Source organism: Flavobacterium sp. xlx-214, from assembly GCF_013874595.1.
Classification (GTDB): domain Bacteria; phylum Bacteroidota; class Bacteroidia; order Flavobacteriales; family Flavobacteriaceae; genus Flavobacterium.
In genome coordinates this window covers 660,363-676,965 of sequence record NZ_CP059431.1, presented here as the reverse complement: position 1 = coordinate 676,965, position 16,603 = coordinate 660,363, and the positions used below count along the sequence as shown (strand labels likewise).

General features: G+C 32.3%; 12 protein-coding genes and 1 riboswitch. Of the genes, 8 read left to right on the top strand and 4 right to left on the bottom strand.

Going from position 1 to position 16,603, the window contains the following annotated elements; genetic code table 11:
- Positions 1-3 precede the first annotated feature (3 nt).
- The 6 genes from H1R17_RS03130 to H1R17_RS03105 all read left to right on the top strand — a co-directional run bounded on the left by H1R17_RS03130 (position 4) and on the right by H1R17_RS03105 (position 5,860).
- On the top strand, positions 4-528 hold the full coding sequence (locus tag H1R17_RS03130) for a hypothetical protein (RefSeq protein WP_163432446.1): 525 nt from the start codon (positions 4-6) through the stop codon (positions 526-528).
- 50 nt (positions 529-578) lie between these two features.
- Entirely contained in the window at positions 579-998 is a 420-nt protein-coding gene (locus tag H1R17_RS03125; RefSeq protein WP_163432447.1) for an energy transducer TonB, read from the top strand.
- Between the two features lie 5 nt (positions 999-1,003).
- A riboswitch (cobalamin riboswitch) is annotated at positions 1,004-1,199 on the top strand.
- A 91-nt stretch (positions 1,200-1,290) separates the two neighbouring features.
- The gene (locus H1R17_RS03120) at positions 1,291-2,409 is read left to right on the top strand and encodes a T9SS type A sorting domain-containing protein (protein ID WP_163432448.1); all 1,119 of its coding nucleotides are present in this window, start codon (positions 1,291-1,293) and stop codon (positions 2,407-2,409) included.
- 73 nt (positions 2,410-2,482) lie between these two features.
- Complete coding sequence (locus tag H1R17_RS03115) at positions 2,483-3,736, top strand: DUF5074 domain-containing protein (protein WP_163432449.1); 1,254 nt, start codon at positions 2,483-2,485, stop codon at positions 3,734-3,736.
- A 68-nt stretch (positions 3,737-3,804) separates the two neighbouring features.
- Positions 3,805-5,307, top strand: coding sequence for a carboxypeptidase-like regulatory domain-containing protein (locus tag H1R17_RS03110; RefSeq protein ID WP_163432450.1), 1,503 nt, complete (start codon positions 3,805-3,807; stop codon positions 5,305-5,307).
- Positions 5,308-5,377: 70 nt separating this feature from the next.
- Positions 5,378-5,860, top strand: coding sequence for a hypothetical protein (locus H1R17_RS03105; RefSeq protein WP_163432451.1), 483 nt, complete (start codon positions 5,378-5,380; stop codon positions 5,858-5,860).
- 39 nt (positions 5,861-5,899) lie between these two features.
- Here the strand turns inward: H1R17_RS03105 and H1R17_RS03100 are convergent, their stop codons facing one another.
- Positions 5,900-7,309: an FAD-dependent monooxygenase gene (locus H1R17_RS03100; protein ID WP_163432452.1), complete on the bottom strand. Its 1,410-nt coding sequence runs from the start codon at positions 7,307-7,309 to the stop codon at positions 5,900-5,902.
- 74 nt (positions 7,310-7,383) lie between these two features.
- On the bottom strand, positions 7,384-9,138 hold the full coding sequence (aspS, locus tag H1R17_RS03095; RefSeq protein ID WP_163432453.1) for an aspartate--tRNA ligase: 1,755 nt from the start codon (positions 9,136-9,138) through the stop codon (positions 7,384-7,386).
- A gap of 105 nt (positions 9,139-9,243) precedes the next feature.
- Here aspS and H1R17_RS03090 point away from each other — a divergent pair, with 105 nt between their 5' ends.
- On the top strand, positions 9,244-11,274 hold the full coding sequence (locus H1R17_RS03090) for a WG repeat-containing protein (protein WP_163432454.1): 2,031 nt from the start codon (positions 9,244-9,246) through the stop codon (positions 11,272-11,274).
- Positions 11,275-11,387: 113 nt separating this feature from the next.
- Complete coding sequence (gene brnQ / locus H1R17_RS03085; RefSeq protein WP_163432455.1) at positions 11,388-12,689, top strand: branched-chain amino acid transport system II carrier protein; 1,302 nt, start codon at positions 11,388-11,390, stop codon at positions 12,687-12,689.
- A gap of 57 nt (positions 12,690-12,746) precedes the next feature.
- Here the strand turns inward: brnQ and H1R17_RS03080 are convergent, their stop codons facing one another.
- Together H1R17_RS03080 and H1R17_RS03075 are read right to left on the bottom strand one after the other, a co-directional pair.
- The gene (locus tag H1R17_RS03080) at positions 12,747-14,708 is read right to left on the bottom strand and encodes a DUF3857 domain-containing protein (RefSeq protein ID WP_163432456.1); all 1,962 of its coding nucleotides are present in this window, start codon (positions 14,706-14,708) and stop codon (positions 12,747-12,749) included.
- Positions 14,695-16,584 carry a transglutaminase family protein gene (locus tag H1R17_RS03075; protein ID WP_181729247.1) on the bottom strand — a complete coding sequence of 630 codons (1,890 nt, stop codon included), beginning with the start codon at positions 16,582-16,584 and terminating at the stop codon, positions 14,695-14,697. The genes H1R17_RS03080 and H1R17_RS03075 overlap by 14 nt, the downstream gene beginning before the upstream one ends.
- Positions 16,585-16,603 lie beyond the last annotated feature (19 nt).

Sequence of the window (16,603 nt, the reverse complement as noted above, 5' to 3'; positions counted from 1 at the left end):
TATATGAAAAAAATGATCATGCTAATGGCAATAAGTGCATTAGCAGTTAGTTGCAATACTACTAAAGGTGTTACGGCTACAAATTGGTTAGGTAAAACAGTTACCATGAAATCAGTAACTCCTGAAAATGGAAAAACAACAGCTTCTCGCGAGTTTGAAAAGGGCTTAAATTTAAACGGTTTTGAAGAGTTGTATCCGCAAGATGTTTTCAATCCAGAAACAGTTGTTGTTAAGTATGAGTTTGAGAAAAACAAAGGGAAAGATGTTTATGCAGACGATTTTTACAAAGAAGAATTATTTTTAGAAATACCTGCAAAAGCTTTTAAAAAGGAGTACAAAAATACCGATCTAGAGCAAGTGAAATTGGTTTACGGTAAGCATTGTTACTGTAAAGGAGAAGCAGGTTATTACAAAGTAACCGAAGGTACTTTAAAGATTAACCACAGCGATAAAGCTACTACCGTAAAATTATCGTTTAAAGCACCTGTAACTTCGTTAATTGAAAATGTAGAGTTTACAGTAGAATAAATTTTAAGATGCTTTTTTAAGCATCTTTTTTTATATTTATAAAAAAAAGCATGAGATTTTTAGTGATATTATTTGTTCTTATAAGTGCACCATCTTTAAAAGCGCAAGTAACAACAGATACTTTGGCATATGTTAACGACCCACAGTTAATTTCAAACAATGAAATGGTATCAGAGAACCCCGCTGGTTTGCAAACTAGTAAGGGTATTTCTATCTTAAATTACATAGCAAGCAAGTTTAATTATCCCGATGAAGCCTTACAGGAAGAAATTACAGGAACAATACTGATTGATTTTGTTGTTGAAAAAGACGGATCGGTACAAAGTGTACACGTAATTAGAAAGCTATGTAATGTTTGCGATGCAGAAGCTGTCCGAGTAATAAAAAGTACCACATACCAAGTTTTTAAACATAATGGCGAACCACAAAGAGTACGTTACAGAATACCTATACGCATGATATTAGAATAATTTTGTACCTTTGCACTGATTTTGGTAGAACATTTATGTTCTTTAAAAGGGAATCAAGTAAGATAACATCAAATCTTGAGCTGTACCCGCAACTGTAAGCTATTAAACTTATTGTAAAAACAAACGTCACTGGATTTATTATCTGGGAAGACCTACAATAAGATGCAAGCCAGGAGACCTGCCTAATCATTAATGAACTTTCGGGAATAAAAGTGATCAGGAAATCTTCAAAACAGTTTTTCATTGCTATATATTCCATAAAGTTTCGGGAACAAAACTTTAAATTTTATATATGATGAAAAGAATTAGATTCCTTTTCTTATTGTTTATTTCGCAAATTGGTTTAGCGCAGTTTAATCCTAATGATGTAAAATACTTTGTTGGAACAGGCACAAAAACAGTTTATTTAGTTTTAGACTTTAATGATGAAAATACACCTACATCTTACGTTTGGGGATATCGTTATGATAGCGCAAATTTAACAATGGAAGATTTGTTGAATGATGTAGCAACCGCTGATGTTAAATTGGATGTTGATGTTCCCAGCGGTTTTTTATATTCAATAGTATATAATCATCATGCACCTTCAACAGATGATTATTGGTCAACATGGTCTGGCACTGCATCTCATAACATGAAAGCAAACAAGGGCGTAAATAACGATCCATTGGTTGATGGAAAATGGTACGGTGCATCATACGGATATGGGTTTACACCTTCAACATCATTCTCTCACCCTTCTGAACCGGTAGCTGCTTATAATTCGCAATGGTATAAAGTAAGTGATATAAAAACTTGGTTAGGTACCGGATCAAACCAAAGTTTAGTGATTGTTGATTTTGGAACAGATACAGCTAATAATGCTGATTCGTATGTTTTTGGAATTAAATACAATGGAACAATTACTGCTGAAGCTGCTTTAAATCTTATTGCAACAGAAGTAGCAAGATTTGATTATGTTATGAATGCTAATGAATTGTCTTCAATAACTATTGGTTCTCGTACTGAGACTGAAACTACAAACAATACATGGCAAACATATAAAGGAACGGATCTTTCTAATTGGATAGCCGAAGAAGACTTTTCACAAACTACGCTTGATAACAATCAATGGTTAGGATTAAGTATTGGTACTAGAAGACCATTTACCCCACAAGAAATAACTGCTTCTCTTTCTGTTAATGATATTGTAAAAGTTAATTTTTCTGTTTATCCAAACCCTGCAAACGAGGTGTTAAATGTTCTAACAAACGAAACAATTAAGCAAATTACGATTTATAACATGCAAGGGCAAAAGTTAATTCAGAACACCTCTTCTGTATTAAATATCGCTTCACTTTCGTCAGGAATGTATTTGTTAGAATTACAAACTACAAACGGAACATCTTCAGTTAAATTTATAAAGAAATAACACATAACATGTTTTAGAAAGAAACATAGATTAACTAGTTGTTTCTTTCTTAATTTTTAATGATATAGATTATATGAAAAAAATTACTTTTTTAATAGCTTTAGTGCTATGCAATTTTTTTGGGTTTTCTCAAACAGAATATTTAGACGGAGTACTTGTTTTGAACGAAGGTGGTGCAGGTTCAGGAAATTCAACAATTTCTTTTGTATCAAGTACTAATGTAGTAACAAATAATATTTATGGATTGGTAAATCCAGGAATGAAGTTAGGTGATACAGGACAAAGTCTTACAATGTATGAAGATGTAGCAATAATTGTTTTAAACATTTCAAATGAAGTAAAGATCGTAAATAGCAAAACATTTCAGCATATTGCATCTATTTCAACAGGTCTAGTAGACCCTAGATATTCGGCGGTTTATAACAATAAAGCGTATGTTACATGCTGGGGTTCAACAACAGATGATTATTTAGCTGTAATTGATTTAACAACAAATACAATAGAAACAACTATTACTATTCCTAACGGATCTGAAAAGATTATTGAGGCTAATGGTAAGTTATATATTGCACATCAAGATGCTGATATTGTTTCGGTATATGATATTGCATCGCAGCAATTAGATGAAATTCAAGTAGCTTCAACTCCTTCTGAATTAAAAGTAATAGGGAATAATTTATATGTGTTATGTGGGGTTCAACCTTGGGGAACAGGAACAGCGTCTCTGTATAAAGTTGATTTAACCACAGATACCGTTTCAAGTACTACTGCTGTACCTGCTACCATTAAAGCATTTCACATGGATACCGATGGAACTTATCTATACATGTCGTCTCTTGCAGATATATACAGATACGAAATTGCAACGAATACTTTTGATAGCACTGCGTTTATTTCAACAGGAATAGCAGGTTTTATGGGAATGTATGGTATGAATGTTATTGATGGATCTGTTTATGTAGCCGATGCTAAAAACTTTGTAAGCTCTGGAAGTGCTTATGTATATTCAACTCAAAATGGAACTTTATCACAAACTTATACGGTTGGCGTTACACCTAACCATTTTTATAAGTCTGCTAAGAAAAATCTATCAACAAATAAACCAACAATGGTGTCGGTTTCTGTCTTCCCTAATCCTACTTCAGATGTTTTAAACATCAAAACAGAAGAGCCTATAAAATTGGCAAGCATTTATTCTGTTTCTGGTCAAAAGTTAGTTGAAGCTAAAGCTGATGTTCTTAATGTTTCTCAGTTAAAAGCGGGTGTTTATATTTTAAAAGTACAAACAAACAAAGGTGTTGCTACTTTAAAGTTTGTTAAAAAATAAGTTGTTTGTTACCCTATTTGTTTAATATTAAACTATCTTAGGAACTCCTAAGATAGTTTTTTTTTATTATGCGGTTTTTTATTACAATACTTTTCGTTTTAATATTTGTTAAAACATCGGCACAAAAAATTACAGGTACTGTAGTTGCTCAAGATACAGGTAAACCAATAAAAGGAGTTTCGGTTTTTTTTGACAATACAACTGTTGCTACAGAGACTGATGATAATGGTGTTTTTACTATTAATATTCCGTTTAACAATAAAAATCAATTAATTGTTGTTGCGGAAGGTTATGATTATTTTCTAGTAGCCAATCCTGTTGAAACTAGTCTTAAAATTCAATTGAAGAAAGAGGAGCATTTTATGGAAGAGTTGGTAATTGATAAGAATGTTTTCTCACGCAAAGAATATGTAAAAGCCTTTTATCATTTTTTTATAGGAACTACAGATAATGCCAAAAAATCCAAGATTGTAAACGAAAATGATTTAGTTTTTCATTACGATACAAAAAGCAATCTTTTTACGGCGTATTCCGAAAAACCTATCGAAATAGATAATAAAAGTTTGGGATACCGTATTAAATTTCATATGCAGTTGTTTGAGGTACAGTTTAATTACAAAACCTTGAACCCAGGAAACTATGTTAGCAGTAACTATTTTGGTTATTCTTTGTTTAATGAAATAGGAAAACCAACATCTAGAACAATGGCTAAAAGAGAATCGACATTTAAAAGATCAACTCCTGCCTTTTTTGCAGATTTAGTAGATTCAAACTTAGATCAAAGCGATTATATTTTAGCGGTTAATGGTTTAAAGGTAAATCCGCAAGACTACTTTACTATTAATAAGGAAACTACAGTTGCAACAATTTGTTTAAAGCAAAAACCAACACGTAAAACGCCTGTTGTAAGTAAAAAATCGTTTTCTAATGGTTCTTTCAATCCTAATTTGGCTACAGAATATAAAGAAGTCGAAGTGCCTTTTACTATTTTAAATATGAAAACGCAAGAGCAGTCTATCTTTTATTTTCAGCAAAATTGTACGCAAATTAGTGCTAACGGACAATTATTAAAACCAAATGATGTGCTTTTTGGTGGCTTTTTTGGCGATTTAAAAACAGCCGATATGTTACCTTTTGATTTTTCTAACGAAAAGATAAAAATGGATAGAGTTCAAGAGTTAGAAAAAGCAAATAAGATTCCTGCCTATGAAGAGTTTGAGCAAAACGCGGTTGATTTTTATACTTCAAAAGATTATGTTGCGCACATTAAAGCACGTAAGTTATTTTTTGATAAGCTGAAAGTAACATACAATGATAAAACGCACGAGCCTTTTGCTAAATGGATTGATAAAAACGTACAATATACTTTGTTTTCTTCTAAAGAAGAGGCGGTTGCATTGCATGGTGATTTTGTTTCAAGTTATAAGCTAATTAAAGAACAAATAATCCGTATTGAAAAGATAGAAGATTATTATCGAGAGTTATACGGAGAGAAAGAATTCGATGAAATGTATTCAAAAGCCCTTTTGGGAGGAATTATGAGCAAAGCTGAGCTTCCCAAACCTGAATAAATGTTTGATTTACAATAAACTTAAAGATTGATTTTAAAAGAATAGCAAAAAATGATTTAACAGGTAGTTTATGAAGATGTTTTATTATATAGTTACAATAATTGCTTTGCTGTTTAGTAGTTCGTTAACAGCCCAAATTGTTAGTGTAGGAGGGAAGTTTCAGAAAGATTGGATGTTTCAAACAACCATAAATTATCCTTTTGTTTTTGATGAAGACTCGCGGCACGAAGTTATGCTTGGTTTAGATTATACTTCTAAAAACAATCAAGCACCTTCGGGTTTAACACCTCAAATTACATATGGCTATTATGTAGTAGATAGTGCTTATAAAGACTTTATGGTTATGGCTGGTGTAAGTACTGGTTACACTGTAAATTTAAATTCGGCTTTTAAAAGTCAAATTAGAGTAAGTCCTTTTGTATATGCGGAATATTTTAGTTTCTTAAATGTAAAAGTAGGATACGATTATGGTACACAAATAAACAAAGGTTATCCTTACGTTTCTATAGGATTAGGTGGATTTCATATGTTTAGACATTTTAAAATAATGTAGCACTTTTTATTAATTGATTAGATATTTATACGAACAACTTTAAGTATCATTCCTTTTCAAAACATTCCTTCTAGGTTCATTCGCTTCGTAAAGAGCCATTTTTGAGTGTAAAAAATCGGCAGCATCAGCAGAATCTTTTACTTTTACTGAACTTCTTGCAATCATTTCTGCTTCAAAATCTATCAAAACACTTTCTCTAATTCCTTTTTCTTTCCAATGAGAAAACGAGTTACACTTTTTAGAAATTTCACGAGCTAATGATAAAGCATCTAATAAGGCTTGATTGGCTCCTTGCCCTTTAAACGGACTCATAGGATGTGCGGCATCGCCTATTAGGGTTACGTTTCCAAAGTTTTTTAGTAAATCTTGGTTTAATGATTGTCTGTCGTAAACTGGGTAACCCGATATTTGACTTTCTAAAGTATTTGCCACAATTTCAGGTACAGGTGTGTGCCATTTCGTACGTTTAATAGCTTCTTCCTTTAAGGCTTCCGAACCTTTTGCGTTTAAATATTTTGCATCCTCTTCATTGATAGGAAAGCTCAATTGCCACATCACAGAATCGGCATCAAAAGGCATCATATAGATACGTTCATTACCATTTGCTGTTTGAAAAACCGTTGCCAAATCTAACAAGGAACTATTAGTGTTTTTAAGTGATTTTAACGAACAAATACCTAAAATAACCATACAATCAAGGTAACGTAAGGGAGATTTGTCTTCGTTAATTAATATATTTCTAACTATACTTCGAATGCCATCAGCTCCCACTATAAGATCGGTTTGTGTGGTTTTGATTTTACCATTTATTTGAAAATGCAAATTTGTTTTTCCATCTTTATTTTGATCGAAATCTATAAGTTGGTGTCCCCATTTTATCATTTCGTTTCCGCCTAATTGCTCAATCAACGCCTCTCGTAACGATTGACGTGCTATGTGAATGTTGGTTTTTTTGGAAGATGTTTTCGTATGGTCATCAACCCATTTTCTCATTCCCCATTCGGCAATTACATCTCCGTTGGTGTTATGAACCACGTGTTTTGTAGAAACTACCCCTTTTTTTAAATACGAAATACCAAAACCATGCATTGCTTTACTAGCTTGTTGTAAGGTAAGTCCGTAACCTTGTGAGCGCTCATTAAAACTATTATCACGTTCGTAAATGGTAAACGGAATGCCACGATGTAAGCAAGCAACCGCTAATGCAACACCGCCAATGCCTGCGCCAATAATGGAAATATGTGGTAGATTTTCTGTATCGGAAGTTGGAAAAGAGTCAGAAGATTGTAATCCGGAACCTAAACATTTTTTACAAGTGTATAAAGATGTTGTACTATCTTTTTTTACATTGGTAGAATGGCTATTTTGTACATTTTTTTTTATGCGACGCTTTTTTTTACCCATTCCGCCACATTCTCGGCACGTTGCAAAGCAGGATTTAGATTGCATTTTACTTGTTTTGGATATTGAAAGAAGAAAAAAACAATCCCAATCAACTGATTAGGATTGTTTGGTATTTTAAACTATGCTTTTACATTCAGCATAATTGATAATTCATCTAATTGAGCATTGTCGATTGTTGCAGGTGCATCAATCATCACATCTCTACCCGAATTGTTTTTAGGGAAAGCAATGAAATCACGAATGGTTTCTTGTCCGCCTAAAATAGCTGTTAAACGGTCTAAACCAAAAGCTAAGCCTCCGTGTGGTGGTGCGCCATATTGAAAAGCATTCATTAAGAAGCCAAACTGTTCTTGCGCTTGCTCTGGTGTAAATCCTAAATGTTTAAACATTAAGGCTTGCATTTCTTTATCGTGAATACGGATTGATCCGCCACCAATTTCGTTACCATTCAATACCAAATCATAAGCATTAGCACGTACTTTACCTGGATCAGTATCCAACAAGTGCATGTCTTCTGGTTTTGGTGATGTAAATGGATGGTGCATCGCGTGGAAACGTTCCGAATCTTCGTCCCATTCTAACAATGGAAAATCAACCACCCATAAAGGCGCAAACTCATCTGGTTTACGTAATCCCATACGGTTGCCTAATTCCATACGTAATGCTGATAGTTGGGCGCGTGTTTTGTTAGCAGGACCCGATAATACTAAGATTAAATCACCTTCTTTAGCACCTGTAACTTCTGCCCATTTTGCTAAATCTTCTTGATCGTAGAATTTATCTACCGATGATTTGTATTGTCCGTTTGCTTCGCATTTTACATAAACCATTCCAGATGCACCTACTTGTGGGCGTTTTACCCAATCAATTAAAGCGTCGATTTCTTTACGTGTATAGGTAGCAGCACCCGGAACTGCGATACCAACAACTAACTCAGCCGAATTGAAAACTGAAAATTCTTTATGTTGCGCTACTGCGTTTAATTCACCGAATTTCATCCCAAAACGAATGTCTGGTTTGTCGTTTCCGTACGTACGCATTGCTTCATCGAAGGTCATACGAGGAAATTTCTCAATTTCGATGTTGTGGATGTTTTTTAATAAATGACGTGTCAATCCTTCAAATACATTTAAAATATCTTCTTGTTCGATGAACGACATCTCACAGTCGATTTGTGTAAATTCAGGTTGACGGTCAGCACGTAAATCCTCATCGCGGAAACATTTTACAATTTGAAAATATTTATCCATACCACCTACCATCAATAATTGTTTGAAGGTTTGAGGCGATTGAGGCAATGCATAAAACTGTCCTGGATTCATACGAGAAGGCACCACAAAATCGCGCGCTCCTTCTGGTGTAGATTTGATTAAATAAGGTGTCTCAACCTCACAGAAGTCTAAGTTTGATAAGTAGTTACGAACTTCTTGCGTTACTTTATGGCGAAACAATAAACTGTTTTTAACTGGGTTACGACGAATGTCTAAGTAACGGTATTTCATACGAATATCCTCACCACCATCAGTTTCATCTTCAATCGTAAACGGAGGTAATTGTGATTCGTTTAAAATAGTTAATTCTTTTACTAAAACCTCAATAGCACCTGTTGGCAATTTATCGTTTTTAGCTTCACGTTCAATCACAGTTCCTTTTACTTGAACAACAAATTCACGACCTAATGATTTTGCCATTTCCATTACCGAAGCTTCTGTACGCGATTCATCAAAAATCAACTGCGTAATTCCGTAACGGTCGCGTAAATCAACCCAAATCATAAATCCTTTATCGCGCGATTTTTGTACCCATCCCGCAAGAGTAACTTCTTTATTTACATCGGCTACACGTAATTCGCCGCAATTATGACTTCTATACATTTTTCTAAAAAAATAGTTTACACAAAGGTACTATTTTTGTTGCTTTTTTTATACAACTAACTAAAAAAGTGTATTTTTAATGATTAAATTGAAGAAAAAGAAGATATGAAAATTAAAATGGCGCTGTTATTAATGGTTTGTTTTTTTACAGGTTTTGGGCAAAATAAAGAAGTAAAAGAGCGTATTGAAGATTTACAAGAATCAATTGACGGAATTGCACAGATTGATAAAATGTACGATATACAATTGATCATTAAACCAGGCGATACTGCATTTGATGAAAACGATGATTTTGCATTTACCAAAAGTGTAAAACCTAAAGAATATGCTGAGGTTGCAAAGGTGCTTAGTTCTAAAACGTTTGGGCAAGAAATTATGCCTCCGTATTCACTTTTACAAATTAAGGATACGGATAAGTTTGATTGGGTAGCCATGTTAGGTGTTGATAATTTTTTCTTTGATGAACATCCTCGTTATAAACCCGTTTTAACTTTATCAAAAGTTTATTTTGAAGATGGTACTTCTAAAAAAGCTGATGAACTCTTGGTTGCGAATGCAGCTGAATTACTGAAAGATGATAATAGTAGTTTTAATGATACCTATTTTTTAATAAAATCTACAAAAAGGGTAGCTTCTATCGAATATTATTTGGTTATGGAAGTTACTCAGCATGAAAGTGTGATTTTTACTCCCCAAAAAACAGATTATGTAGTTAACAACCAAAATGTTTCATTAAAAAGTTGGTCTGGTAAAGAAGTGGGGTTTCTTTTTACCGAAGATAATTTAAACCAACTGTTAGGTATGGATGCTGTGTATAAAAACGGAAAGTTTTTAAATGAAAAAGGTTCTAATTCTTCTTCGTTGCCGCCTTTATCTAAACGCAAACAATTTCAAGAATTAAGTAAGTTTTATGCCGAAACGATAAAATCGGCTCAAAAAAATAATTTTAAAACTGTAAAAGAATTAGATGATTACATCCTAAAGAATCATCCGAAAATGGATACCATATCACCTAACAATGTTTTAAAGAACTATTATTTTTCTGGTCCGCCAAGCGAAATTAGAATGTATTTTGCTAAAGAAACATCTTTTAAAAGCAATGAATTAATCAAAAACAATCGTTTTTCGGGTTATGCTAATATTGATAAAAGATCAGTAGCTACCGATTTTAAAACACAGAAAAAAGGAATTGTAAATTTACAAGGAGAGTGGTTGGTAAAACCAGAATATTATAATATTTACAATCAAAATGATTATTTTTTTACCGCAAGAAAAAATGAAAATGATGAAGGTGCTTATTATTGGTTAAGTGATGATGGAAAAAAATGGGAAAATATTGGCAATATAGAACCTTACAGACAAACTGTTTACGGAGATTTTGTTGTTGTTGAAAAAGGTACTAATGGTCCAAAAGGTATCTTCAATATTAAAACAGGTCAAATGGTAATTCCTACGGTTAATGATAATATTTATGTAGATCATAATTTGTTTGTAGTTGATCATAAAGATGAAACGATAATTTTAGATGAAAACACCAAAACCATCTTGGCAGGCAACTACAAAAGCATCCGCATAGATGCGCCTTTTATTTATGTATTGCCACCCAATGCCAATAATTTTAGCGGCTATCAAGTTTACAATTACAAAGGGAAAAATATTTCTGAAAACTATCTTTCTGATGGAGGATATGAAGCAGGAAGTAACATGGTTTTGGTTTACAAAAAAGGAAAAGGCGAATACGAACGCAATTATTTTTACTTAAACGCAAATGGCGATGTAGTCATTACTGTTGATCCTAATAAATATGAAAAAGCAGAACGTTTTAGAAATGGTAGAGCCTTGTTAAAAGAAATTGATGGTTATTATGGTTTTATAAATGAAAAAGGAAAAACAATTATTCCGTTTGATTTAATAGAAGCAGATGAGTTTAGAGGTAAGTACGCAATTGTAAAGCGTAAAGAAACAGAAGACAAAGTTTGGGTTGGTTTAATTGATGAAAATGGTAAACCACACAAAGAGTTTATTGGCTGGCCTTATTACATGGGGTATGATGATAGAACAGATAGCTATTTTTACAATATTGACGATAAAACAATATACGATGGCGATGGAAATTTGGTAAAAGAAAAAGAATAATTTTTAAAAAATAGTAAGTAATTGTTTGAATATTGCACTTTTAGGTAAAAAAACAATAGGTTTTTGTTAAAAAAATGTTTATGTTTGGATACTAACCAGAATCAGTAATTTTAATGGATACAAGAAAGCGCAGCACCATTCTTTTTTTAGGAATGGCACTTTTTGCCATGTTTTTTGGAGCGGGAAATCTTTTATTGCCTGCTTTTCTCGGATTACAAACAAGAACCGATTGGGCTTCTACCTTTACAGGTTTTTCTTTAACAGCTATATTGGCACCTGTTTTGGCTATTTTTGCTGTGGCGGTTTCAGGTAATTATTTTACCGATTTAGGCGCGCGTGCTAACGCAAAATTAGCTTATGCCTTATCATTAATTAATGTTTTGTGTATTGGTCCCCTTATTGCGTTGCCAAGATCAGGAGCATCGGTTTATGAAGTTGCCATTAAACCTATCATTCCAAATGCCCAACCTGTTTGGGTTTGTGCGCTTTTTTTTGGAGCAGTTATGTTTGCTTCCTTTTCTTTAGAGAGAATAACAGGAGTTTTAGGTAAAATATTTGCACCTGTTTTGCTTTTCTTTTTAGGTGTTTTGATTATTCCTGGGTTGTTTTTAGGGGCTGAAACTAATTTGCCTCCTACTATTATAGAAGATCGTTTTTATGTAGGTTTCCAAGAAGGATATCAAACAATGGATGTATTAGCAGGACTGATTTTTGCTGTACTATTAATTGCAGGGGCAAAGCGCAAAAGTTACACACATGTAAGTGATAGGATAGAAGTAGTTGTAAAAGCTGCCTTACTTGCTGCTTTTTGTATGTTATTGGTTTACGGAGGGTTGTTTTACTTAGGTGCTCATGCTACTATTGATGCTGCTAATACTAACAGGTCTGCTCTTATGGTGCACATAGCAACACAGTATTTTGGTTCTAACGGAATTTACCTTATTTCTGTGTTAATGATTTTAGCATGTTTAACTACCGCAATTGCTTTAACTGCAGGATCGGCTAATTTTTTTGAACGATTAACAAACGGAAAATTAGGGTATATAGAAGGTGTAATATCGGTAACTTTAGTATCCATTATTCTTGCAATTACAGGTGTTGATGGTATTATTAGTTATGCAGCTGGTTTGCTAAATTTTATTTACCCGGTAACTTTGGTTTTAATACTTTCTGTATTGTTGTTTGGTAAAATCATCAAAAATCAAAAGCCTTATTTTATAACTTTAATTGTAACTATGTTAATATCGTTTATTAGAGTTTTAATTCAGTGGTTTCCAACCGAAGAGTCTTTTCAGCACGTTTTAAATATGTTGCCTTTGGCTCGTTTTAATTTAGAATGGGTATTGCCAGCTGTATTAACATTTATAATTAGTTGTTTTGCTTTAGGACGTAATTTGAATAAGCAATATGCTTAATAAAGTTGTGAACTTATAAAAAGAAAAGGGATTGTTTACTAACAATCCCTTTTCTTTTTATTTCTTTTCTAATACAACTGAAAGTTTGTTGAAATCTGCCGCTGCATTGATAACCTTTTGATATTGTGGATATAAGTGTGCCGGAAGTTCAGCAAAATCATAAGACTCGGTGTTTTTTACAATTAGTTGATTTCCTTTTATTTCATAAGTTGACATAAAATCAGCAACTACTTTTCCTTCGTATTTTAAGACTTGATTCATGTTAAAAACTTCAGGATTTTTAATTTTATAATCTGATGGAAGTGTTAAAACAATTGTACGATCATACGAATGCGGATTATCAAGTTCAATCGGAAAAACGCGCTCTTTTTCTTCGTACATTTCCATTTGTTTACCAATAACTTCGCCTACTTTAAAAATATAATTTGGTCCTGCTTTGGTAATTAAATCTTTAGCATTTGCTTTTACATTTAGTTCAAAATGTTTTTTACCCACAAATTCTAAACCTTCGTTTTTTGGTTCAACAGATTCTATTTCAGAATCAAAAGTGTAGTTTTTTGCCAAATAATTCAACATTTCTTTATATTCAACAGGATCAGAAAAATCTTTTGCAGGTTGAAAATTTAGCGACTCAAAACCATTAAATTTTATTTTTGAATTCAACATAGGGTCTGTTATGCTTTTAGAAAAATCAATAGCAATATCCATAACAGATAAACTTTGATTTTTTGGAAATTCAATGGTTCTAACTTCAGAAATTGGAACTTCAATACCATTAAATGATTTGGTTTTAACAAACAAACCAAAATTGCCCCCAAATTGATCATCAAACATAGGAGCTCTGTACGCTGGTGCACCAGGCTCTAAATAAGCATTTGCTTTTGGTAAGTAAAAAAGCGCTTCTTTAAAGTTTAGATACGATTCAAAGTTAGGATCAAAAATGTTCTCAAAACGTTCTGTTGTAAATACAATTTCGTAAGGAGTTCCCATCTTTTTAAAGGTATTTACATACAATTTCATTAAATCAAATAGGTTACCCTGTTTATTGGTGATAATATCTGCAATGTTTTGATTTTTAGAAAAATAGCGATTAAACTGTACGTTTTCTTTAATTTGCTTTTCAATATTCTGAACTTGCTCTAATGCATCATTTGATTTTGTGATTTTTTTTACAAAATTATCTAAAGCTTTTTCTTCTGCTTTTGTTAGTTCCTTATTATATACTTCGTATAAGTTTTTGCCGTAATCTGTATGATTGTATAAGTTTTTGGTGTTTGTATAATGGTTTTCTTCTAACTTATAGCTAAAACGTTGTATGTTTTTTGCAACATTACTTTGGCGTTCATTATTTGGAATGGCAGGAATGTTAAAGGCTTCAACGTAAAGAGAATTTTTACCATTTGGATTGTTTGAACGATTTTCTGCTTTTGGAAAACCATTGTATGAAGCTGATCCAAACAATAAGTGTTGCGGATAAATTAATTCAATAGTTGTTTTTTGCACAGGTGTAGTTCCTTGCAGTTTAAGAGAGTTTCCTGATACTTCTGGTTCTCTTTTTATAATGTAGAATTTTTCTAGAATTGCGCCTTTTTCAAGTCCTTTTACAGCAAAATAATTATATTTTGTACCTTTTTGCTCATCAATTTCTTCTTTAATGTCAGATGATTTTAACTCAATTGTTTTTCCGTTTTTTAATATAACACGAAGTTTGTTTGCAATTAAGTTGTCATCTAAACCAACCGGAATGTACACTTTGTTGTTGCGTTCAATTGCATTGTCTGAGTTGATTAGTTTTTTTTCATGAATTAACCAATATTCTGTGGCTACTTCTTTCTCAAAAATAAATTCAGACTTTATATTGCGCTCCAATATAATTTCTTCTTCGTTTTGAAATTTAGGATCAATTTTATATTCATTTGATGAAAACTCATAGTCTTTAAATTCTATTTTTTGTGCTTCAATGTTCCACCCATTCAAACATAGAAAAAGGCTGATAATGGCTATTTTAATTTTTTTCATGTTGTTTAATTATTATGGTTTCTAAATAGTTTTCTTTCAGTTTTTTTAGAGATTCATTCCAAAGGGCAAATTGTTTTGGTTTAATTAAAGTTTGCTTTACTTCAACATCATAATTGAGGTACACTTTTGAATTTTCTTGAGAATAACTAAATTGATAGGCTAGTAAATCATTAGAAAAGGTTGTGCTTTCTGGTAAATAGGTAACACTATGCCCAGAAGGAATTTCTAATACTACTTGATATGATTTTTTTTGCAAAAATTCATGATCAAAAGTTTGGGAACGGGTAGGTTCAAAACTATCATTTTGATAGGGTTTATCTAAAGTTAAATTCAAATAGGTTTCGTTTCCAGAATTAACTAAATAGTTGTCTAGTTCAAAATTATAGTCAATTGAATATGGTTTTTCGCTGTTGTCAAAATCAATTTCCTTAAAATCAATCAGTTTAAATTTATTATTTCCTTTTTCTAGCAAGGCAAAAGCAAAATCTTTTCTTTTTAGTAAATTATCTCCAATAATGCTTCTGTATTGAGCAGCAGCTAAGCCATTGGCGTCAAAAGTCCCTTTTCCTACAATTTTTTTATCAATTAAAGAGAGTTCTATTTTATCATGAATTGTATTGAGGTTTGATTTTACCTCAGGCACCAAACTAATAATATAAGAATTGCCTTGCGCAATTAAAGCTTCTTTTCCTTGAATAAAACTTGACGGTAAACCAAAAGGAACTGTAGCATTGGTGGCATCTAAATAAATGAGTTCATTGTTGTTTATATAGGTAGCAATCATGTGATTGTCTATTGCTGGTGCCGGAAGCTGTTGGTAAGTGTATGGCAACTCTCTTGTGCCAATCCAAGTAAAGTTTACATTAGGAACATTTGCGTATTTTGCCATTTCTGTAATAATACTTGCCATATCCTTGCAGTCGCCAAACTTACGTTCATAAACAAGAGCAGCTTCACGAGGAATAAAACCTTCATAACCACTTTCAAAAGCAACGTATTTAATGTTTTTTTGAACCCATTTAAAAATGGTTTTTACCTTTTCTTCGTTGGTTTTACAATCTTTAATTAAATCAAGTGTAAAGTTTTTAAGTTCTTGGTTTTCTGTTTGATTGATTTTTGAAATAAAAGTGTGGTAATAAGCGTACAATTTATCAATTGATCCTAAAACAGGATGCGTTTGATTTTTTGTTTGATACTCCGAAATCCAAAAATGAAGATGAGGTGCTTCATACATTATACCTGCTGCTTCACTATCTTGTTTTACTACAACAGGGTTTTGTTTTTGAAAAGTAATTGTAGTAATGCCCTTTTTGGTTTCTGTTTGTATTTCTAAATTGTTTTTATCAATATTAAAAAGTTTGTAATCTATTTTAACTGTTTCTGGATAACTAATTTTTAAAGTTCTTTTTTCATTTACAGCACTAGTGGCAAACATAAAACGATGAAGTAGAAACGGATCTATAAACTCCATTTCATATTTTAATACTTTTTTACTGCCAGTGGTAAGATTTGCGAAATTAAACGTTTTTAACTTTACATCGCTATCAAAAACACTTTGACGATCTAGCTTTTTATCAGCTATATGTGCTACTTCTGTTTTTTTTTGCCTTCCGTTTACATTGTTTAAAGTATAAGCCTCGTATGATTTTATTCGAAACAAATCAGAAAATACAATGCTTTCAACAGCACTAAAACCGGTTCCTTTATCTGTAATAATCATTGATTCTTCGTAATTATCTTGTGTAATTACCAATTGATTATTTTTGTTAATACTAATTTGATAATGCTCTGAATAATCAGTTGTTATTTCTGATACACCTGGGTATTTTTGTTGCCAAGATGATAAATCTTGTGCATTTGTATGCGTATTTATCAAAAACAAAAAGCATAGTAAA